General features: G+C 68.5%; 19 protein-coding genes. 6 read left to right on the forward strand and 13 right to left on the reverse strand.

Going from position 1 to position 20,017, the window contains the following annotated elements; all coding sequences use genetic code 11:
• Positions 1–29 precede the first annotated feature (29 nt).
• Positions 30–956: a hypothetical protein gene (locus tag ACH4UK_RS27935; protein WP_398360708.1), complete on the reverse strand. Its 927-nt coding sequence runs from the start codon at positions 954–956 to the stop codon at positions 30–32.
• Between the two features lie 330 nt (positions 957–1,286).
• Here ACH4UK_RS27935 and ACH4UK_RS27940 point away from each other — a divergent pair, with 330 nt between their 5' ends.
• Positions 1,287–3,305 carry a hypothetical protein gene (locus tag ACH4UK_RS27940; RefSeq protein WP_398360710.1) on the forward strand — a complete coding sequence of 673 codons (2,019 nt, stop codon included), beginning with the start codon at positions 1,287–1,289 and terminating at the stop codon, positions 3,303–3,305.
• A gap of 11 nt (positions 3,306–3,316) precedes the next feature.
• Here the strand turns inward: ACH4UK_RS27940 and ACH4UK_RS27945 are convergent, their stop codons facing one another.
• The 8 genes from ACH4UK_RS27945 to ACH4UK_RS27980 form a co-directional block, all read right to left on the reverse strand.
• Positions 3,317–3,772 carry a hypothetical protein gene (locus ACH4UK_RS27945; protein ID WP_398360712.1) on the reverse strand — a complete coding sequence of 152 codons (456 nt, stop codon included), beginning with the start codon at positions 3,770–3,772 and terminating at the stop codon, positions 3,317–3,319.
• Positions 3,773–3,893: 121 nt separating this feature from the next.
• Positions 3,894–4,202, reverse strand: a complete 309-nt coding sequence (locus ACH4UK_RS27950) for a hypothetical protein (RefSeq protein ID WP_331759506.1) — start codon at positions 4,200–4,202, stop codon at positions 3,894–3,896.
• Positions 4,203–5,066: 864 nt separating this feature from the next.
• Positions 5,067–5,534, reverse strand: a complete 468-nt coding sequence (locus ACH4UK_RS27955; RefSeq protein WP_398360714.1) for a hypothetical protein — start codon at positions 5,532–5,534, stop codon at positions 5,067–5,069.
• A 500-nt stretch (positions 5,535–6,034) separates the two neighbouring features.
• The gene (locus ACH4UK_RS27960; protein ID WP_398360715.1) at positions 6,035–6,604 is read right to left on the reverse strand and encodes a hypothetical protein; all 570 of its coding nucleotides are present in this window, start codon (positions 6,602–6,604) and stop codon (positions 6,035–6,037) included.
• A gap of 689 nt (positions 6,605–7,293) precedes the next feature.
• A complete protein-coding gene (locus ACH4UK_RS27965) occupies positions 7,294–7,512 on the reverse strand; it encodes a hypothetical protein (RefSeq protein WP_398360717.1) in 219 nt (72 codons plus the stop codon).
• Between the two features lie 193 nt (positions 7,513–7,705).
• Positions 7,706–8,041 carry a hypothetical protein gene (locus ACH4UK_RS27970; RefSeq protein ID WP_331759501.1) on the reverse strand — a complete coding sequence of 112 codons (336 nt, stop codon included), beginning with the start codon at positions 8,039–8,041 and terminating at the stop codon, positions 7,706–7,708.
• A 644-nt stretch (positions 8,042–8,685) separates the two neighbouring features.
• Positions 8,686–8,994 (reverse strand): hypothetical protein, encoded by a 309-nt coding sequence (locus ACH4UK_RS27975; protein ID WP_331759498.1) that lies wholly within the window; start codon positions 8,992–8,994, stop codon positions 8,686–8,688.
• Positions 8,995–9,438: 444 nt separating this feature from the next.
• The gene (locus ACH4UK_RS27980; RefSeq protein WP_331759496.1) at positions 9,439–9,939 is read right to left on the reverse strand and encodes a hypothetical protein; all 501 of its coding nucleotides are present in this window, start codon (positions 9,937–9,939) and stop codon (positions 9,439–9,441) included.
• A gap of 607 nt (positions 9,940–10,546) precedes the next feature.
• On the opposite strand from ACH4UK_RS27980, the gene ACH4UK_RS27985 reads away from it, so the two are divergent.
• From ACH4UK_RS27985 to ACH4UK_RS27995, 3 genes are all read left to right on the forward strand, one after another.
• The gene (locus ACH4UK_RS27985) at positions 10,547–11,476 is read left to right on the forward strand and encodes a hypothetical protein (protein ID WP_398360719.1); all 930 of its coding nucleotides are present in this window, start codon (positions 10,547–10,549) and stop codon (positions 11,474–11,476) included.
• Between the two features lie 3 nt (positions 11,477–11,479).
• Positions 11,480–12,490, forward strand: a complete 1,011-nt coding sequence (locus ACH4UK_RS27990) for a hypothetical protein (RefSeq protein WP_398360721.1) — start codon at positions 11,480–11,482, stop codon at positions 12,488–12,490.
• A 73-nt stretch (positions 12,491–12,563) separates the two neighbouring features.
• Positions 12,564–12,776 carry a cold-shock protein gene (locus ACH4UK_RS27995; protein ID WP_359755558.1) on the forward strand — a complete coding sequence of 71 codons (213 nt, stop codon included), beginning with the start codon at positions 12,564–12,566 and terminating at the stop codon, positions 12,774–12,776.
• A 61-nt stretch (positions 12,777–12,837) separates the two neighbouring features.
• Here the strand turns inward: ACH4UK_RS27995 and ACH4UK_RS28000 are convergent, their stop codons facing one another.
• The 4 genes from ACH4UK_RS28000 to ACH4UK_RS28015 all read right to left on the reverse strand — a co-directional run bounded on the left by ACH4UK_RS28000 (position 12,838) and on the right by ACH4UK_RS28015 (position 18,696).
• A complete protein-coding gene (locus ACH4UK_RS28000; RefSeq protein ID WP_359755559.1) occupies positions 12,838–13,257 on the reverse strand; it encodes a hypothetical protein in 420 nt (139 codons plus the stop codon).
• A complete protein-coding gene (locus ACH4UK_RS28005) occupies positions 13,254–15,401 on the reverse strand; it encodes an integrase (protein ID WP_398360723.1) in 2,148 nt (715 codons plus the stop codon). Before ACH4UK_RS28005 ends, ACH4UK_RS28000 begins: the two co-directional genes overlap by 4 nt.
• A complete protein-coding gene (locus ACH4UK_RS28010; protein WP_359755561.1) occupies positions 15,398–17,053 on the reverse strand; it encodes a hypothetical protein in 1,656 nt (551 codons plus the stop codon). Before ACH4UK_RS28010 ends, ACH4UK_RS28005 begins: the two co-directional genes overlap by 4 nt.
• A 74-nt stretch (positions 17,054–17,127) precedes the next feature.
• The gene (locus ACH4UK_RS28015) at positions 17,128–18,696 is read right to left on the reverse strand and encodes an integrase (RefSeq protein ID WP_359755562.1); all 1,569 of its coding nucleotides are present in this window, start codon (positions 18,694–18,696) and stop codon (positions 17,128–17,130) included.
• A 7-nt stretch (positions 18,697–18,703) separates the two neighbouring features.
• On the opposite strand from ACH4UK_RS28015, the gene ACH4UK_RS28020 reads away from it, so the two are divergent.
• A complete protein-coding gene (locus ACH4UK_RS28020; protein WP_398360725.1) occupies positions 18,704–19,648 on the forward strand; it encodes a hypothetical protein in 945 nt (314 codons plus the stop codon).
• A gap of 125 nt (positions 19,649–19,773) precedes the next feature.
• The gene (locus ACH4UK_RS28025; protein WP_331759491.1) at positions 19,774–19,917 is read left to right on the forward strand and encodes a hypothetical protein; all 144 of its coding nucleotides are present in this window, start codon (positions 19,774–19,776) and stop codon (positions 19,915–19,917) included.
• Positions 19,918–20,017 lie beyond the last annotated feature (100 nt).

The following is a 20,017-nucleotide window of genomic DNA, read 5'->3' on the forward strand; positions in this document are numbered from 1 at the left end:
GAGGAGAGAGTTCCAGGGCGTTTGCGCATCTACGTCTGGGTGAGGTCTGCTGGTTCCGCTCGCTCGAACCGTCCATCGCGCTCCTGCCAGATGACGGCGATGTCGTTCCGGCCGCACAGATCAGCCAGGTCCGGCCGGGGGCGGGACGGCATGAGCATCACGCGGCGCGGTCGCGGGTTGAAGAACCGTGGCAGATCAACCAGCGCCCCGAGCGCAGCGCGCACGTACGGCCGGGTGACGCTTCCCAGGCAGACGACGATGTCGTTCGTGCTGTGGTCAACCAAGTCGATCGGCAGAGGGACGAGCTCATGCGCCGGGACGACGGTGTATCGCCGGACGTCGTGACCCAACGATCGCAGGTGGGTGGAGTAGCCCCTGAGCAGCTGTTCGGCCGAGTCCTCGATGACCGTACGCGCGCGGCCCCGCTCGTCACCGGGTCCTGGACGGAACGGCAGGTCGAGGTCACGTTCCCGCACCACCGTCTCGGGCCGCAGCGGTTCCACGGCAAGGACACCGGTGGGTGCTGGGGTGCCGTCCTGCGGAAGAAGGCGGAAGACGATGCCAGTACGGTGCGGCTGGTCCGGAGCTCCGACGACCGGGAGCGCCACCTGCACGTACGGGATGTCCTGGGCCAGCCGGTAGGCCCCCAGATAGCGGACTGCTGGCCCTGGCGCCGTGGAGAAGAGCCTCAGCGCACGCCCGTCGGCAGCGTGCTCGGCGACGGTCCGGTTGCCACGCATCATCACCTGCTCCCGGGCTCCCGTGCCCTCCCCCTGGAAGTGGTAGGCGTCTCCCGTCCATCCGTCCCACTGGCTGTCATGGGTGCCGGGGCTCGTAAAGAGGCAGACGTTCGGAGTCGTAACGCTGGGACTCACACGGCCCGTTGCTCGACCGCCGACGAGGTCATGGAGGTCTTTCCTGCTGATCGTGGTGCCAGGGCTGAGGTCGAAGTCCATGTGCGAGGTCCTTCGTTCGGGAATGTGAACGCCCGGAACCGTAGGCCCGTCATGCCGTACGCAGCGGGTACTGGCGAATCGACCACCGCCTCCGGGCCCCAGACGCGCACAGTGGGGCTCCGCCGACGACCCACTGCCCCGCGATGCCCTCGGACATGCGCTCCTCACTGTGACCCGGACGGGTTCCACACGTTCCCGGCCGGCTGGCAAGAGGACAGCCAGGCGCCAGAAGTTCACGGCACGCCCGCGTCAACCCCACGGGCAAGAGACCACTCTGCTGAAAAGTCAAACCCGTCCAGGGCATGGAGACGCGTCGGGCAGGATGACGCTATGGCCCTCAAGACCAGCTCCGACCGGTGCCTGCGCTGCGCCACCATCCGCGATGAAGCCGAGGGCGGGTGGAACGCCGACTGGCGTCAGGGACGGAAGCAAGGGCTGGTCTGCCCGGACTGCCAGACGCCCGAAGAGGCGGCTGAGGCATTGGTAAAGACCGCCTACCTCGACTACGGGAACGAGGCCGTCGGCAGCGACGGAGCCGCGCGGGTAGCTCCCTTCGGTGGTTGGCACACCATCGACGTCGGCGACCACCCCTTGGTCGACGACCCCAACATCCATCTCACGGCCGAGGTGGAGAACGGCCGGCTGACCATCGCGGTCTCCGCCCACAGCGACGCCGCCCTTCAGGAGGCGTTCGCCGAGGGGCCGTGCAGAACCGCGGTCTCCGCGGCACTCAACGAAAAGGGGGCGCGGCCTCAGGGCCGGCCCATCTCCGTGCAGCCGCTCACCGGCTGGCCGCAGGACAGCGTGATGATCGCGGAGGACCGCGCCCTGTACGCGGACGACCAGGACCGAGGCGAGCTGATCCTGGGCTTCGCCCGCGACATGAACCCGCACTTGCTGGACGCGTTCGCCCCCTGGGCGGCCGACGCCATGCGAAGCCACCTGCATTCCGCCCCGCAGCAAAGCACCGTGGAAAGCCTCGTTGCCTCGGCGCTGCCCGCTCCTCGTCTTGGACGCCCAGCGAACAAGGCACCCGACAACGGCATGGCCGTCGGCGGGCCCATGTGGCAGCGGTTCTGGTTCGGCCCCGACAGCCAGGACGCCACCGACGGGCCGGCGTTCGACTTCATCGCCGCGGTAAAGCAGTTCCGTACCCGCGTCATGAACGACAGCGGCACAACCGGCGTCCTCGCCCAGGAGCACGGACTGCACTGGGAGGACCTGTCACCGCAGCAGCACGAGCTGATGCACATCCCCCGGACGGCAGAACCTGACCTCGACGTGGCATCTCTGATGCTGCGCACCCGCACGGACGACTGGACCTGGGACGGCGCGTACGCACGCGTCGCACCACACCGACTGACCTCCGACCTGACCGGCCTACACCCGACCGATGTCAGCGCACTGCGCTGGGGCTTGGTCGCGCCCGGGGCCTTCGCCCCCGACCGGCGTCTCAGCCCGCAGAGCAGGTCCACCCATGCGCTGGCCGCGGTGACGACCACTGCGGCCTACCTTGCCGTGGACCACACGCACTTCATCCCCGAAAGCCTCGCCCTGGACGTGGCCACGACGGCGCCCCTCAGCGCTGGTAACCGCCGTGCACTGAGGCTTCCCGGGCCGTGGTCCATGGTGCTGCACGAACCAGTGCCGCTCTCGACCGTCCACGCCGACGACGAGGAACTCGACACGCTGCTGAGCGAGGGAGGACAAGCTTCCGGAGCCGGCCACGCCGTTCTGGGCTGCGTCCTCGCCGCGCACGCGGACCACACCCTCGACACCACGCTCGGCCTCGTCCTGATGACGTCAGTGCACCCGCAGCGCGGCCGCCAGTGGTACCTGCAGCCCGCCGCGTACGGAGACCACGGAGCCGGGCAGCTGCTGTACTCCTACGCCGCGCAGCTGGCCTTCAGCAAGTGGCGCAAGCCACCAGCACCACCTGAGCAGGAGCGGGGCAAGCCCGGGTCCACGAAGGCCCTCAAGCGTCTGGCGAAGCACCCGGACGCCCGCGCCGGAGCACTCCACCGCATGAGCATCCTGGACTTCACCCCGCCGCCCGCCGAGATCCCTGAAGCGACCGACGCTCAGCAGACCCCCGGGGCACGGCTGCAGTACGGGACGTGGCGGCGCGCGAAGTGGACCGAACGGACACGCATTGGCATCCGGGATGAGAACGGCAACCTCGTCGGCCCGGTCTACAAGGACGGTGCGATCGAGAACGTGACCTTTACCCGGGGCTCTGTCTTCCGTCCCCGCACCCGCGTCCGGCCGGATCTCCCGCTCCGCCCGGACCGCCGTACCGTCTACCGGCTCGGCGGTCCCGCACCAGCAACAGACGCCCCGCCCTCCTGAGCCCCTTCCCGCTACGCCAGAGAGGCCAGAACCGGAGCGACGAAGGTCCGGGCCACCTCCAGCGCGGGCGCACGCCAGTAAGCCGCCGTCGTGAAGTGCCGCCACATGCGGTCGCTCATGGGAACGATCCGGTAATCCTCAAGTGGATCGGGAACGTAGACGCCGGTGATGTCGATGTACTGGCCGCTCGGGTTCACGGCGACGACGTGGATGGGCTGGCATACGCACAGATCGGGAGCGATCTCGTCCTCCTCGTAGCATCCCTCTGTCGCAAAGACGCAGGCCTGCCGAGCGACGACGGCCATGGGCCATCCAGTGGCATCCGCGAGGGCACGCGCCAGCGCATGACACTGCCCGCTGCTGAACAACGCGACCGCAACCGAGTCGATGTGGCCCGGCCGGACCGTGAAACTCTGCCCCAGGGTGCCGGGGACGGTCTGCTTCGGGGTGCAGGTCTGGGGAGTCATATCGAGTGTGTTCCTTTCTACGCGCTGCTGGGCCGGGAGGGCTACGAACGCGGCACGGTGGGGCCCAGGCCGTCAGGCCGTGTTGCGAGCGGAGACCCGGGGCGTGCGGGGCGGGCGCGGGTTAGAAGACCGGCGGCCGGGAGTGGCGGTACGAGAGGGCCCGCAGGAGGGCTGCCACATCGGCTGTCAGGTCCGTGCCGGGCGCTTCCGGAACGACCTCGGCGGCGATGGCTCGCCGGGCGGGGACGACGGCCCACCGCACGTCCGTGTAGCTGTAGGCCAGCGGTGTGATTTCAATGCGATCACACAGCGGGGTGGTGGCCAGGATGTGGTCGAAGCGGGCGGTGACCGTCCAGCCGCCGCTGAGAGCACCGCGCAGCTCAGCAGCTAGCGTGTCGATGGTGGCGTTCTGCGGGGCGCTCTGGGTCATCGCGGTCTCTCCTCCGTGCAGTCAGCCCGGGTGGCTGGCACGTCAGAAGTTAGAGATTGAGACGGTCTGCATCACTTTTCCGCGAATTCAACGGATTAGTGCGCAGCGGGTGCCCTCAAGCCTCCGGTGGTTGAGAGAGCTGGACGCCGGACATCGCCGCTAGCGCCCGGCTGCGCAAAGCCCGAGCTTGCTGCCGTGGCCTCGCCCAAGCCGAAAACTCCTGGACTCGACCACCGAGACGGCACCGTCCGCCGACTTGGCCGTGAATACGGGCAGGTGCCTGATCGACTTGGGACAACCGGGCCGCGCCCACGACCAGATCAGCCAAAGACTCAGGCTGCTGCCCACGGCACGGGACAAGACCAAGGCAGTGTTCCCGGCCTGCGAGGCAGAGAGCCTGCTCGCGCAGGGAGATATCGCCCAGGCCGCGCACTTGGCTCGACAGACCCTCGGCCTGGCCCAACAGATCGGCACCTCCCGTTGTATCCAACAGGTCCGCGACCTGTCCCGCCACCTTCGACCCGCTCCGCTCGGAGCAGGGCGTCGACCGCCTGTTACAAGACGTCGCCCTGACGAACTGAGTCTGTCCGCCGCCCTCCGGACGTGGGTCACCGGAGGGTCCGAGTCGGCACGAAACAGGCCCGTGCCAGCCCCGCGCCGACTGGTGAACCGCGCCCGGATTCCACACACCGATCGGTGCGCGCGGTCACAGCGCGAAGAGTTCGCGAATTCACGCCGTGAGACGGACCGAAAGCGGTGGCCTTATGGCGCGGCCGGCAAGGATGAACGTTGGGCTGGAAGCGGTGGTGCGGCCCTTGGGTTGCTTGGCGTGAGGCCAGCCGGTTGTCCGGCTGGCCGGGTGTGTTACCCGCGCAGGAGTGCGATCTCGCTGGCGCTGAAGTCCGGTTCGATCTCTTCGGCGGCAACGGAGTTGTCGGTGCCGCAGCATCCCGTGTCCCAGTCCATTGCTTCGATGCGTAGCGCCGCCTGTGCCAGCACCGTCTTGGTAAAGAGCTGTACGAGTTCGGTGGAGTCCGGGCCCGTCATGCGCGCCGTCAGCAGCGCGGTGGCCGCGTTTACGTCCGCCTGTGCCATCTCGGCCTCGTGGTCCATGTTGAGCCACCGGATGTAGCGGTACCGCTTGCGGAATTCTGCTTCCGGGAGGGAGTTCAGCGTGCCCTTGAAGCCCCAGCTGTCCGTGTAGTAATCCGGGCCATCGTTGAGCTTTTCCGAGATCTCGAAGGTAATTGTCCCGCCTGAGATTTCAGCGATCTTGACGTCGCGCCCGTGGCCCTGACCGCTCCAGATCAGTCCGTTGATCAGCTTGTCCATGAGGTCCTCCGTGAAAGTGATGAGGGTGAACTCCCTGCGGCGCGGACGCATTACCTGGCCGAGGGCAGGAGGGTGCACGCGCAGCGCACAAGGGCCGCGCCGGAAGGCGCTGCCGCAGTTGGCCCTGCTAGGAGTGAGGACCAGGTATCGGCGAGCGTGCGAATCCGGTCGGCGACCGTTCGCCACGGTGGGTGGCAGATCTAGACGTTCTCGTCATGTGGCGAAGGAAAGCAGCGGACGCAGGGTCCCGTCGCACGATGGCGAATCCGCCTTGGGCCGGCTCCGGTCGTGAGGGTTGTCGGGCGACAGGAGAGCGCCCGGCGCATGCGGTGCCGATGCGGGCGCCCCCGGCGCGGGAGTGCGCCAGGGGCGGTGGGTGACATGGGAACCAGTCTGAGGGCGCGAGGCGGACAGCGGTCCGCGCGCAACAAGAGGTTGGAGAGTTTCGCTCGCCAGGAGCCTGGGACGAGTGGCTGTTCCGGGTGTGTCGTCCTGGCGGACTAGACGGTGCCGTGAAGGATCCGTCGGCCGAAGACAATCTCAAACTTCTCCAGAGCACGCGCCCGTTGGCCGCTCACGTACCGACGCTGCTCAGGCGTCCACCCCTCCTGGTGGTCGCTCTGCTCCCCAGCGATCCACAGCGGCCCGACAACGGCGGCGATCTCCCAACAAGCCTCAGCCCAATCGGAGTCCGCGTTCTCCGGAGCGTTGAGAAACAGCAGATCCGGCCCCGGTTGGTAGGGCTCTTGGCCCAGAGGCCCCACCTTCCGGGCCAGTGCAGGAGCTTGGTCCCGAAGCCCCTCATCCGGGCAGCGGCCGGTGATGAACTTCTCCGCCACGTCGATACCGCAGTCGCGCAGGTCCTCGATCTCCTCAGCGCTGTACCGGAACCGTTCGTGGACACGAGCGCAGGTCGTGCCGTCGGCGAAGCGGCTCACGACCGTGCCGCTCCGCCACTCGTGGCCGGACCCACCGACGACCAACACCTGATGAAGAGCCTGAGTTCGGTTGGCGTAGCCGCACGGGTAGGACGCGATGTGATGACGAACGGTCTCGATGACGCTGGGCACTGTTTCCTCCAGGGGCAGCCGGCTGCTAGACGCCGTGACCGTAGACACCCCCAAACCCAACGACGATCTCGTGCGAATCGTGAGCCATGGGCTACTCAGCCGGAATCGCCCTGCAGGTCTGCATCCGTGCGCCGTGGAGGCCCTCTGCCGCCTACGCCAGCACAGCCAGCCTTGGACCGTCGGCTCCCGGCGCTCCCCGCCGGGGCCGCCCGAGCTGGTGTCCGAGCCGTCGTGCAGCCACCCGCTGACGACGGCGCCCTAGACACGGTGCGATGCACAACGGTGGAGGTTCAACGCGAACAGCCGCCAGGCGGGACACGACGGTTTTCCGCACCCCGCGGCACCGCGAGCTCCTCCTCGACCCACGCCAGAAAGCGGACCCGGAACACGTCGCCGCCAAGCTGGAAGAGCCGTCGGAGCGCGAAGACACCGCTCCAAGCAGAAGGGCACCGCCCGCGGCCAGCTGCTCACTCCGGCGGTAGGAACCGGCAGATACCACGATCCACGCATATCGTCCCGAATGCTCACGACCGTATGTAGCGTCCCCGACGGCGGACAGAACACGGCGGCGCGGATCGCCCCGCGCTGACCGGTGACGTGCCGTGCTGCACCGCATGGGCCGCATCGCAGGACCGCGATCCCGCCATCGCGGGCGCCGGGTGTTCACGCGTCCTCGGCGCCAGCAGCGGCTATGAGCGGTCTACGTCAGGGGCGGGTTCGAGACCGCAAGCGAGGACGTTGCGCGGCGGCCTACCGTCACCGACGTCGACGTCGACGTCGACGTCGACGTCGACGTCGATGCCATCTCCGTAGTCGTCGTACACGACGACTACGGTGCCAAGTGACCCGTCCGGCAGGTCGGGGTCGCCCGTGCAGGACTCGACGCGGTCTCCTGCGCTGTAGGACATCGATGTGCTCCTCAAGGTGCGCCGGGCAGAGGCTTGCTCGACTTCGTGGGGTGCTGATGCGGGCGGCGGTTGGGTCCGCACTCCTGCCCCAGCCTGACAGGCACGAGGCGGGCAGGGCGAGTTCGTAGCCGCGGTGGCGGCAGGACCGGGGCCCGACGAGGTCAGTCCCCAGCCCGTCGTGCACCACGTCTGCTCAGCACTCGAAGTCGTCAGGCACCTCGACGCGTCCCAGGTGCGTGATCGCTACCCGTGGACCCGCCACTCGCGGGGTCGGCTGCGCCCGCTTGACCAACTCCTGAGCGAACCACGGACCTTCGTATCCGCCTTCGGCTGCGCGGGCATCCGCCCGCATGGCCAGGGCGACCAGATCCGGGGTGACGGTCCCTCGGACGTCCTCAGCGGCGATGGTCCACAGGCTGGCAGCCGCCCACAGGTCGCTCTCCTGCTGGCCCTTCGCGCGGCGCGCGTGGTCAGCGACGTGCTCAGCAATCTCTCGGAGGCGCTGAGTAAGGGTGGTCGTGCCGCTCATGGTTCTCTCCTGCCGGTACGTCGTCTTGATGGCCAGAAGATATGCACCGGGCCCAGTGGCAGCTCCACCGCCGCGAAACCGCAGGAGCGCGCGACGTCGATGCATCGGCACCGCAGCAGCGCAGCCCCTCGACGCCCACAGGGCGGCTCCGGACAGCCGCACCAGGCCCACCGGCCCCGACGCAGGTGTGGGCCGGAGGCAGCCGATCAGCGCCTCCGGCCCACACAGCAGCCGATCTCACGCAGAGGGGCCCCGATGACCTGGCCCGTCATCCGCAGGCAGACTCTGCTGGTACGAAAGGAACCGGAGAGCCGCCTCCACCCGGCTGAATGTGGACTTCGCCGCGCCCGTATCGACCGCAACGAGGATCGTCATCGTCCCGTGGGGGACGTGCTCCGCCTCCCACAGCGCCTCTCGGCTCGCCGACGTGATCACCCACTCGTCCTGCCGGTCGTCACGTGCCTCCACGCTGACCACGTGCGTGCCCTTCCTCGGGCACACCACGATGATCCGATCGACGTAGGACCAGAGGGACCAACCCTGTGGAAGCATCGTCGCGGTCAGGTGCTCCGCCAACTCGCCCAGGGCGACAGCCGACGGGCCAGGACGGAGGGGCCGCTCACGGCGAAGGTCACGAGGAGTGCTCATATCCGGCCTGCCGGAAATCCCCCATGTGCGCTGATCGCCCGCACGAGACGCCCGGCCTGGAGCTGCGCGAGGTCGTCCTCGGGAGACTCGGCCGCGTGCCGAGTCGCATCACCCGGGTCCAGCGGAGTGCATTCGGCCTCATCAGCCGTGGCGAAAGCCCCAAAGTCCACGAACCGGTCCGGCGAGTAGTCACCGTAGTCAAAGTCCTGGACCGCGATGGCCTTGATCGAGCCCTCCCTCGTCAGGTAGCGGCGGTGGTGTACCCGCGCGTCGTTACGCGAGGGACCTGTCATATCGAGAGGCACGGGAAGCTCCTGGTGCTCCTTGTCCAGTGGCTGGCACGGCAGAAGCTAAAGTCAACGGCTGCCGTTCGCCTCGTATCGCGAATCACTCCGGCCTTGCCGGCTCGGACTCGCCTCACCATCGCCGCACACAGGTGCCCAGACCCGGCGCAACAGGCCGTGAGTTCGCCGCGTTCCTAGCGAGGGCGCCTCCGCAACGAGACCCTGACGCGGCCCTCCTGGCCACTCGGATCACACCGATCCAGCACCGCCGGTAGGAGGCAGAGCCAGCTTCCAGCTCCAGCCAGGAGAGCAAGCACCTCCACCACGAACTCCCGGACAATGAGGGGAACGAAACCTCGGCCCCTGTGCCCGGCGGCGGAGAAGACGGTCTTACGCGACGGCCCCGACTGGCCCGCAGTGTCCAGTACGAGAACGGCACCCAGACAGGGCCGGGTAGCGGGTGGCTCAGCCGCGGCGTCCAAGGGAGGGCAGTCCGGCCGAGGCCGTGCGTACGCTCCGGCCGCGGCGGGCGGAGCGGCGGGCTTTCAGGATCTGGCGGGCCAACGCCCGCCACACCTGCGCTTCCTCAACACGACCGTCGGCACGGTGCACCGCAGCGACGCCGAGAACGGCGGCGCGGGCACGGGCCGTCAGAGGCTCGGCCAGTGAGGACAGTGGCCCCTCGACCAGTACGGCCCCGGGCGCTCCTCGTAGGCACAGCACCAGGAGCGGGCCGCCGTCGACGAGTTCGCGCACGTACACCCTGGCCCGGGACTGGCCAACGGCGATCCGCGCGATCCCCTCCAGCTCCGCCCAGGTACACGGCAGCAGCACATCCTCCTGCACCATGTGCGGCGCTGGCCGCCACGCCCCCGCCCGCAGTCTCTGGCTCTCGCGCCGTACGCGCACGCCGATCACCGGCCAGGACCCCCCGGCCAGCGCCGGATGCCCGATCTCTACGCCCACCACCACTCCCCGACCCCTCTGCGTTCGACCTCCAAGTATCGCCACCGGCCTGGCCCTCGCGCAGCGTTCAGGAATACCCACCCGACGGAGCGACCACGCTCTCACGCGGCCTGTGCTCAGCCACCCTGTAGGCATCTGGCTGGCCACCAATCCTCGCCCGAGGTGTCCCTGTCCTCTCGCCCTCGGTCAGCCCAGCGTGATCACGCGGTGCGGACTCGATGGGGGCGGGTTACTCGCTGCGGGAGGTCTCCGCTCGCCGGCCCGATGGTGTCCGTGACGAGGGGCCGACCAACCCGGACGTCGCGCCGGTTCTCCTGCTTCCGCCCGAGGTCGGGGCGAAGCGCAAGGCGGCCGCGGAGGTCCGCCGCTGCCGGGCGCCGTGGGGCGTAGGCCGATACCGCACGCGGTGCGATCGTTGCCTGTATCGTCGTGGCGGCGTACTTCGCTGGTGCGCGCCGCGGCCGGGCCCACCTCTGGTCGAGGGTGAATCGAGCGGCCGCTCGGATGCGAATGTGACTGGTCGTACCGGTTTGTCCTTGACGCCTCGTACGCTCCCTGGCGGCTGCTGTGGTGGGACAGCATCGCGGGGGATGTGCAGGAGTTCGTCATGGCACCGAAAAAGAAGACCAATCTCAGCCACCAGCAGCAGATCGCCCGGGCGTTGAACCGGGCCTGCGGGTGCGGCTACCAGGAGGCGTTGCGGCGGGTCGCCGAGGCGGCGCGCAAGGGCTTGCTTCCCGCGGGCTTGGACAAGGCCGGCCGGGAGCAGGCCGTGGAGATCCTCCTCGCTGCCGATGGCTCCCTGCTGGAGACGCCCGCCGCGCCGGTGCCCTTGTCGGAACTCGCCCCCTGGGCCGAGCGTGCCCGGGCCGTGCTCAGCCAGTTCACCGCCCTGTTCGTCGCCGACCTGGTCGCCCAGGACGAGTCCGCCGGCGAGCGCGCCGAGTTCGCGGCGTACTGCGAGGCGGCGGAGAGCGAGGACCTCGCGGCGGCATGGCTCTACCTGGGCGCCGGATGCATCGCGTCCTTCAACCAGGGCCGGGGCCTTCAGACACACGGGGAGTGGCGGACTTCCCTGGACCAGCTTGAGCAGCAGATCCAGGAGAACTGGCGGGGCTTGGTGGGAGCGGTCGACTTCACCGACGGGTTCACCACCGCTGAGGAGGTCTTCCAGCGGGATGTATGGGACCTGCCCACCATGACGATTCTGGCAGGGTTGCCGGAGTCGTCGTTGCCCGCGACGCTGCGGGAGTGGGCCAGGGCCTGTGGCAGCGTTGCCGTGGGGGACGCGGGACGTGCGCTGGTCGCCTTCGACCGGGCCCGTGAGCACCGGTTCGCGTCCGACCTCGCGCAGATCCAGGTCTCCACGATGCTGCGGGCCCTCACGTCGAGCTACACGCTGCCGGAGCTGGTCGAGTTCTCCGCCCAGTTCGCTGACGACTTGGCCCGACACCACATCGCCGCCGTCGGCGGTGACCCGGATGCTGACGCTTCGGGCACGGCTCCCTCCCCCTCCACTGCCGGACAGGAGGGCTGAGACGTGGCACAGCCCCTTCCTGCCATCTCCGCCAATGGCCTTGAGGTCCTGGGCGTGGAGTTGCCCGCGCTCGCCGCTATCCGAGTCGCCCTGACCGGCGGTGGCGGCGGGAAGTATCACGTCCCCCACTCCGACCTGCGGCGCTACTCCTACGGCGGCTGCCGCTACGCCCGGCCCGCGGCGGACGCGGCCACCTACCCGCTGTTGGAGGTGTTCAGGGAGATCTGCAAGAAGTGCGCTGTCTGTCTTCCGGACGCACCGGAGGCCTTGTGGCTGGCCGCCGCGTTCACCTCCGAGCAGGCGGTGGCTCTCCAGCGCGCCCGCGCGGACCGCACGGTGCGCACCTGGCTCGGCTACGCCCGCTACGCGGCCCAGCCCCAGCCCGGGCAGGAGGAGCAGTTCGAAGCCTGGCTCAAGCGGGCCCGCAGGGACCGCAAGCTGTCCAAGGACGCCCGGGCGCTGGCGCAGGCCCGCCAGGAACTGGAGGCCGGCTTCGTCGAGTTCCTGGCCGGGTACGCCGCCGACTGTCCGGAGGTCGACGCCTACAACGGTGCCCGTGATGCGGTGCGCCGCACGGCCGGCAGCCCGGAGCGGCGCGTCTTGGCCGAGGTGACGGCCGCGGTCGCCGGGAGGTCCGCCCGGCGACCGCAGCGATACGAGTCGCAGCCGGAAGTCGATGTGTGGCCGCTGGTGTCCGGGGTGTGGCTGGCGGCCCGCTCGCGCGGGATCGGCGCCGCCCGCACGGCCGGGCTGGTCCATGACGCGGTGTCCAAGGAATTGGCCGGGGCTCGCGTTGTGGACGTCACCCGCCTCCCTCCGCCACAGACCCGGGGCGAGGGGTACGCCAGCCCCTCGGCCTGGGCGGATCACTTCCCTGTCAAGTTCTTGTGTTCAGCTCTGTGGGCTGTTCGCGGGCGGGCTGATGGCCTGTTGCTCTGGGCCCGAGTCGAGCCGGGGAGCGGGATGCTGGCCCGTCACCTTCGGGGTGGTTTAGAGGATTGCCCGGCGGCGTAAGTCTTTCGGGTGTCATGATCTTTTTGGCATTCGCCGAAGATGATGACCAACCGATCCCGAGCTGGAGGACGTCATGGCCCAGCGCCAGAACGGCACTGTGAAGTGGTTCAACGATGAAAAGGGATACGGCTTCATCACGCCGGAATCCGGCCCCGATCTGTTCGTGCACCACCAGGAGATCCAGGGGAACGGCTTCAAGTCCCTGAAGGAGGGCCAGAAGGTCTCCTTCGTCGCAACCCAGGGTCAGAAGGGGCTGCAGGCATCCGAGGTCCAGCCCGAGGCGTGAACGCGTTGGTCTGGGTTCGCCCGGCCCGGCGGAGCCGGGCCGGGCGAACGGGCTGGTGCGGTCAGGTGAAGGGCCGGAAGGGGATCACGTTGTCTGCGGTCGCATCCGGGACCGGGGCGGGTCGGGCAGCCGGGCCGGTGCCCTGGGTGAGGACAGCCTGGGCGAGCGTCAGCCGGGTCACCAGCCCGCGAAGGTGGTCGAGTTCGTCGTTCTGGTTGGCGATGGTTTTCTTCAGCTGGGTGACCTTCTCCCGCAGTCGTCTCTCCGGCTCGGGTATCTGCGTGGTTTCGGTGCGGACCCGTTCGAAGAACTCGTTCTTCAGATCGACGTGCCGCTTGTAGAGGGCCATGCGGTGAACCCCGGCTTCGGCGGCGAGGGCTGCGGCGGTGAGGCTGCCGTCGGAGGCGCCGGCCTCCCCGGCCAGGAGCCGGTCCATGGCCTCGCGGATGCAGGTGCGTTCGTCCTGGTGCTGCTGGTTCATATCAGGGCCTCAGCGGTCTGGGCGGTGGCGTCGTGGGCGTCGGCCATCGTGCGGAGGTTGTCGGCGTTGATCCCTATCTGCTTGCGGACCGGCTCGGGCCAATGGCTGGCCAGCTCTTCGATCTCGTCGGCCCGCTGCCGCATGCGGAGCGCGTGGGTGTCGGTGCGGACTGTGTTGCCGCAACCTGTCTGGCACGCGTACTGCCTTGGAGCTGTTGCGCCCGGATCGGGGTCGCAGAGTGCGTTGTCGCGCTTGAAAGCGCAGATCAGGAATGCGTCCGGGTTGTCATAGAGCACGATGCCGTCCCGGGCGAGGAACTGGGTGGCCTTCTTCGCGAACGTCCTGGGGACGATGCGGCCCTCAAAGCGGGGTGTGCTGGCGGCACCGGTGATTGCGCGTCGGGCGGCCGGGCCGGAGACCTTCTCGCCAGCGGCAACTCGGTCGCGGAGACTGGCGGCGGTGTCGGCGGCGGCGAGAGCAGTCTCAACGTCGAGCTCGCTGTGGATGCCGCGGCGGCTGCGGGAGCCGTATCCACTGGATGTGCGGGCGTCCAGAACGGTGCGCATGTGACCGTACTGAATGGCGAGGGCAATCAACCCGCCGGGGCGGCGCGCGATATGCCAAGCCAGAGTGCGGCGGAAACGGGAGAGTCCGACCGAGCCGTAGGGGTCTTCCGGGATGGTCTGATGCAAGAGGTTCTGGGACGTCGCCTCTTGGTTCACCCAGGCTATGAAGCCTTCGATCCTTGTGTTCAGGGAGGATCCCTTCAACACACCGGGGTAGTAGTGCTGCCGGTGGAAGTCATGGTGGGCACTGCTGAAGAGATGCTCTCCTTCAGGAACCATGCGCTCCAGGACACGGATGGCGCGAACGACGGGCGTGATGGCGACCCAGGGGACTTCACGCTCTTCTCCGTAGGAGACATGAATGCCGTCCTCATCGGTGACGTTCTTGAAGTGATGGCTGTGGATCAAGTGGCGCCCGGGGGCACCATCGGCGGCCGGTTCGGGGTCAGGGCAACACCCTGAACGCAGAACTTGCGCCTCCTGAGGACGCATGCCTGTCAAGAAGAGGCAGATGATCATGGCGGCAGTGCCGAGATGCCGCATCAGGACAGCCGCCTCGTTGAAGTCCAGATGCTCGCGCCATGGGCGTCCGTCGATGTGTCCGGTGACCGGCACGTTGAGCGGGCAAGGGCCAGGCCGCTGAACTGTCAGATCAGTGAGCCCGTACGTTTCTGAGAATCGGTCAACCTGGCCGAGGCCAGCGCCGGTGGTGGCGGCGATGAACTTGCGGGCCACTGCGGTCCTGCCCTGGTTCTCGGTGCTGGGCAGAGGGACGCCCGCCTCGATAAGGGGCACCAGGTAGGCCGTGAGCGCGTCTCTGCCCGCCTGAGGCGTCGGGCGTGCGCCGACCGAGGCGTGAAGACGCTGGCTCTCCGCCCAGGCCGCCAGGATGTCGTCGGCGAAATCCTCGACCATGCGCATGGCCCAGACCAGCAAGGGCCCGATGACCAGAGGGTCAAGCGGCTCGGTCGTGTTCTCGCCGCTGCCCTGCTGGCTGACGGCGGGCAGGAAGTCGTCGATGCCCTCGCTGTCCCATGGAGGCCGGGCGACCCCCGAAGGATGGGCCGAGAGCCGGTCGAAAGCCCATAGATCGGTCAGATAGGTCAGAACCTTCTCCGCGCGGCCGCGACTGACGCCGCCTTTCCAGCGCTCAGCGGGATACTTCCGCCACTCGTCCTCGGTGCAGGCGGCCAGGTCCGTGATGCCCTGTTCCTCCAGCCAACGTGCAAGTCGGATCCACTCGCGAGACGTGTTCGCCATGTCCTCGGCGGAGCATCGGGCCCGGGCGGCCATGCCGCGGCTTCTGAGACGAGTGGGACGAAGCTGGCCGTTGATCATGGTCCAGGCCGGCAGTTTCAACTGGCCTCGGAACAGCTCGGGGCACTTCGTCCAGAGAATGCTGAGCAGGCGGGTGCCGGGGTTGTCGATGAGCGGGGCCAGAGGCCAAATCATCTCTCGGTAGCGCGAAACAGGATGCGAATTGTCCGGGTGTGTCCATTTCGGCAGCACGATGGGGCTGTCCGGAGACGGCATCGGCAGCACATACGGATCGCCCTCAACGGCGGGGACCGCGGTCACGGGGCAACTTCACCTTTCAAAAGAAGATCGACCAGAACACGGTCATTGCCGGTGACGCGGGTCAGAGCCCCGTTCCAGCCGGCCAGCCCGACTTTGCGCTGCAGATCCTCCAGCCGTAGCCAGTGATCGTTCCAGTGCCTGTGCCACCAGTGGTCGGGCAGAGCGGACCGCAGCCCCTGCAACTGCTGGTGGAGGTAGGCGAGGCGGGCGTGGTGGCCGGGGTGGACGTGTGCATTGGGGCAGGCGAGACAGAGTAGGAAGTGGGCTCCGCATCCTCCGTCGGGGGAGGGCCAGGGGCTGGTGGTCTCGTCCTCGCAGTCGGCTGTTGCCGTCTCCTGGTGCCCCGGATCCGCTGCATCGGCGAGGCGGCCGGCGAAGGCGGTCTTCCGTGCCAGGGCGAGGGCCTCCTGGACCCCGTCTTCGATCACTTCTTGCGCGGCCTGCTGGACGTTCTTGTCGGGCAGGACGTAGACGCTCTCGTGGGTGCCCCGGGTGTGCTGCAACGGGCGCCCTTCGCGGATCACTGTTGTGCGCCGGGCCCGCTGGAACGGCGATCCGACCAACTTGTGATGGTCCACCCACCCCTTGACGTCACTGTCCGAGACGCCGAAGGCGAGAGGGCCGACCGGGCGCGGCCGGTCCATTTTCTGGGAATCACGCCCGGTCAGACCGCTGCGGGCAGTCATGAGCAGATCCGTGCCCGGGGCCAGACTGACGGCCAGAGCACGACCATGTGCGGTGGCCTCCAGGGCGTGGGTGACCAGCCGGCCCGCAGAATCAGCGCCGGAGTCCGTGACGTTCTCGGTGGAGTACCAACGGCCGGGCCCGGCCCGCCGTTTCTCCACCTGAATCTGGTAGGTCACCGTGGCCGATTCCCCAGCCGACGGCGTTGCCGTCGGCGTAGGCATGCGGTCGTAGGCCGAGAGGTTCCATCCGAACCGGTCGGTCAACAGCACGGCCAGCGCGGCCAGCTCCCCGCGGGTCAGGAACAGCCGCCCCCACGTCCTGTCCACGCTTCTGCCGCCGAGGATCCTGCGGTTCGTCACCGTGGTCTGACCGCTCGGCAGCAGGGTGCGGGGGACGTCACCGGTGCGGGCGAGATAGTCGAGGACCTGACCCAGCTTCCACTCGTTGGTGCCCTCGGCGATCTCCCGGGCCCGCCAGCGTTCCAGGACCACCGTGTTCTCACGGATCCGAAGCAGTGCTGAGCGGAAATGCCGCCGGGCAGCCAGCCGCACCTCCTCCCGTTCGGAATCTTTGAAGGACTGCTTGCTCGGCTTCGGCCGGGGAATCCGCCGGGCAAGCTCTTCTGCCACCGGCCCACTGCCCAGCCGCGGATCGTGCACCAGCACACTGCGTACCGAACCGAGAATCTGCTTGCCGGAGTTCGAGGCGACATATCGCGTGCGCCAGCGTTTGAGCATGGCGGCGGTCAGCTCGTCCAAGTCCTGCGGAGGGTGATCCTGTTCTCCCAGGAACCGAGCGAACCACAACAGCCTGAGCCAGTGGTTGTAGGCCGTGAGGTGGCTGTCCCAACGGCGGGCCTGGGCCGCGAACCCGGCTGCCAGGGACCGCTGCATCGGCTCCGGGGCGTCCAGCTCGGCAAAGTGGAACGTCTTGGTGTGGCCGGCCTTGTTCACCACCGTCACCACGAGGCCGTCCTGAACGATCGGCACCTTGGTGCGGTGGTCACCCGGCGGGAGGCTGGCCTTGTGTCCCCGCCCGCTCACGACGCGGACTCAAGCAGGGCGTCGATATCCTGGATGCCAGCCGTCTCGCGAGCCAGCCGAGTGAAGACCCCGTCCACGTCCTCGACCTCCTCGCCCTCGTCAGTGGCCTCCGCGGCAGCGAGGATCGACTCCAAGTGCAGGTGGGAGACGGGCGCCAGGTAGTGCCGCTTCGTCGTCTCCACGTCCACGTGTCCCAAGATCGTCTTCACCAGCCACCACGGGTCCCCGAACAGCTGGGCAAAGTCCCGCCGGTCCTTCTTCGTCAGCCCGTAACGCTTCTCGAAAAGCTCGTTCAGCAGGATGAGCATGAAGAGGGCCATGGAATGCCGGGCCGAGTGCGGGGTTGCGTACGGAGTCTTCCCACGGACCTCCGCGAGCCTGAACTCCCGCTTGATCTCACGCTCCCCAGGCGTCAGAAGGACTTCCTCGCAACGCAGATTGGCGGCCCTGAACACGCCGTTCCACCGGTCCGGGAGCATCGGCATGCCCTGCTCGGTCAGCCACAACCATGCTGGCTCCGGCCCCTCCGGCCCCTCCAGGAACAGCCACTGCCGTTCCCTCCACCCCAGCAGGCTCAACTCCTGCCCGCCGACGACGCCGTCGACGTCTACCCACTCGACCCTCGTCTTCAGCCCGCGCGTCACCTTCGTGACCAGCTTCATCATCGACAACCGGTCGTAGGAGCCCTTCTCCTGGGCTTGCTGGACGGCCCAGGCCCGCTCGGACTGGACGTAAGCCTCGACCTGGCCGACCGCGTCCGCCGACGCATAGAACGTGCGGGAGGTCTTCGACCTCGTCACGGCGCCCGCAATCCTGCCGTGGAGGTAGCGGCCGTGCCGCAAGTGCTGGGTCGGCAGTTCGAAGGTCAGCAGCGAACCGCCCTCCTGCCGGCGCAGCCCCGAACTCAGCAGCAACTGCACGAAGCTGGTGTTGCGGATCTCCGTGCGCGACTCCCAGCCCGGTGCCGCCATCCCCGCTCTGGTGTGACCCCGCAGGCCCACGTCCGACCACAGACCCCAGGTCCGCGGCGTCAGCCACGACACCCGCGAACTCACCGCGTCCGCAGCCCGGTCCTCCCGCCGTGACACGTCCACCGGCAGCGGGTAGACCTTCCCCCACTTGAACAGCTTCGTGAACGCGGCCGCCTCACGGTTCCACTTGGTGCCACCGATCCGCTGCGGATTCCCCGGAGCGCTGCACCGCCAGTCCCGAAAGTCTGCAAGATCCTGCTCAGTCGCCTCTGGCCACGACACCCCACGCGACCACAGAAACTCCAGAAGTATTCGGATGTCCGTCGCGTAATTCCGCTTGGATTCGATTTCCAGGTTCCGGAACTCTTTGGACCGTACGAAATCCAGCAATCTGGTTTCGACCATGCCGTCCGGCTGCACGAAAACCGGATCACCCGGCTTCAACCCGATCCGGGCCACCGCCCCCGGCAGGTCCTGTACCCCCAGGACACCCTCGCTTGGCAGCGATCCCCACCGCTCGGCATCCGGTACCCGCACTACTTGCCACATGCTCAACACGCGCCCCTCTAGATGACTGAGAACACGCTCGATCATCAGGGAAGTGGTCGAACTTGCGACATGGTGGCCGCGCGCGATCGCCGAGGCCTGCGCGCGACTGGAGGCCGAGTTCGAGGCTGAGTCGGCGCACATGGCGGCGCGGCTGCTGCTCGTCCACGACTGGCCGCTCACGAACGGCCGGGACGCCCCCATCGCCTATCTCGCCGCTTCCCCGGTGCTCGGCCTGGTCCCCTTCGGGTTCCGGCGCCGCGACTACTTCAGCGACATCGGAGACGCCACCGGGCCCTCCTATTCGGCGGTCATCGCCGCGCCCGGGCACATCGTCGCCAAGCTAGAAAAGGAGCAGGCCGCCCAGGGCAGGCACCACCCGCCCCGGTTCGTGGCCGGCGGGCCCCTCACCAGCCGCCGCCGCACCGACCAGAGCGCCGCCTTGAAACTGCTGCGCACCGCCTTCCCCCTATTGCCCGCGGACGCCGACAGTGGCTCGGCCGAGGTCCTGACAGCCGTCGAGGAGCAGCGCCGCGCCCGGGCTGCGGCGGGCCACCGGCTCGAGCGCGGAGACGCCGACGAGCGGGCCTACCGGACCGCGTCCGCGCTGCGCGACGGCTACGGCTGCTGGATCCCGGGCGGGAGCGAGGAGACCGCGTTCCTCAAAGAGCTGAAGTCCTGGCTGGGCTGGCATGTGCTGCGCGTCGACACGTGGTGCGGGCCCGACGGTGGCGAAGGCGTCTGGGCGAGTCTGTACGGAACCCTCGACGACGTCAGCGAGGGTGAGCTGGCGTTGAAGCCCGGCGGCCAGCACCGCCCGGTCCGGGTGCCTCTCAACAGGGTGGTGGCGCTGGTCGGCGCACCCCGCTGGGACCGGGACCAGCACCGGGAAGCTCCACTGTGGAAGCCGTACGAGCCAGTGCGCGCTGTTGGCCCCGCTTCCACAGGCGTGATGGAGCGCCGTATGCGCGTCCTGCCCGGCGTCGACGAGGAGGGGTGACAGGACGCGCCGGGATCAGGTGAGGCCGTGAGCCGGCCCGACGTTGTCCGGGTGGGCAGTGCTCCGGAGGTCCGGAGGCCCGGCGTGGTCTGGGTGTAGCCGACCTGCTGGCCTCGCTGTGTGCTGTGGGTCCCGCCCAGCTCGGCGAGCTGGTGGAGCAGTTGACGGCCGCCGAGTGGCTAGCGGACGTCTCGGTGACGGACACGCACGTCACAGGCCGGCTGTGCGAGCGAGTCCTCGACCTCAGCTGTCCGGAATCGGCCGGGTGAGTACCCGGTCATCCGGCTCACCCGGACCGGTCAGAAGCGCCGTCCAGGCACCCTGCCTATGGGCTCGTCCGAAGCCACGCGGCCATCGCGCTGTACCCCG

Source organism: Streptomyces sp. NPDC020884, from assembly GCF_044333935.1.
Taxonomy (GTDB): Bacteria; Actinomycetota; Actinomycetes; order Streptomycetales; family Streptomycetaceae; genus Streptomyces.

Coding starts and splice junctions, on each gene's coding strand:
- ACH4UK_RS27935 (WP_398360708.1), bottom strand. CDS start 956: ATGGACTTCGACCTCAGCCCTGGCACCACGATCAGCAGGAAAGACCTC.
- ACH4UK_RS27940 (WP_398360710.1), top strand. CDS start 1,287: ATGGCCCTCAAGACCAGCTCCGACCGGTGCCTGCGCTGCGCCACCATC.
- ACH4UK_RS27945 (WP_398360712.1), bottom strand. CDS start 3,772: ATGACTCCCCAGACCTGCACCCCGAAGCAGACCGTCCCCGGCACCCTG.
- ACH4UK_RS27950 (WP_331759506.1), bottom strand. CDS start 4,202: ATGACCCAGAGCGCCCCGCAGAACGCCACCATCGACACGCTAGCTGCT.
- ACH4UK_RS27955 (WP_398360714.1), bottom strand. CDS start 5,534: ATGGACAAGCTGATCAACGGACTGATCTGGAGCGGTCAGGGCCACGGG.
- ACH4UK_RS27965 (WP_398360717.1), bottom strand. CDS start 7,512: ATGTCCTACAGCGCAGGAGACCGCGTCGAGTCCTGCACGGGCGACCCC.
- ACH4UK_RS27970 (WP_331759501.1), bottom strand. CDS start 8,041: ATGAGCGGCACGACCACCCTTACTCAGCGCCTCCGAGAGATTGCTGAG.
- ACH4UK_RS27985 (WP_398360719.1), top strand. CDS start 10,547: ATGGCACCGAAAAAGAAGACCAATCTCAGCCACCAGCAGCAGATCGCC.
- ACH4UK_RS27995 (WP_359755558.1), top strand. CDS start 12,564: ATGGCCCAGCGCCAGAACGGCACTGTGAAGTGGTTCAACGATGAAAAG.
- ACH4UK_RS28000 (WP_359755559.1), bottom strand. CDS start 13,257: ATGAACCAGCAGCACCAGGACGAACGCACCTGCATCCGCGAGGCCATG.
- ACH4UK_RS28015 (WP_359755562.1), bottom strand. CDS start 18,696: ATGATCGAGCGTGTTCTCAGTCATCTAGAGGGGCGCGTGTTGAGCATG.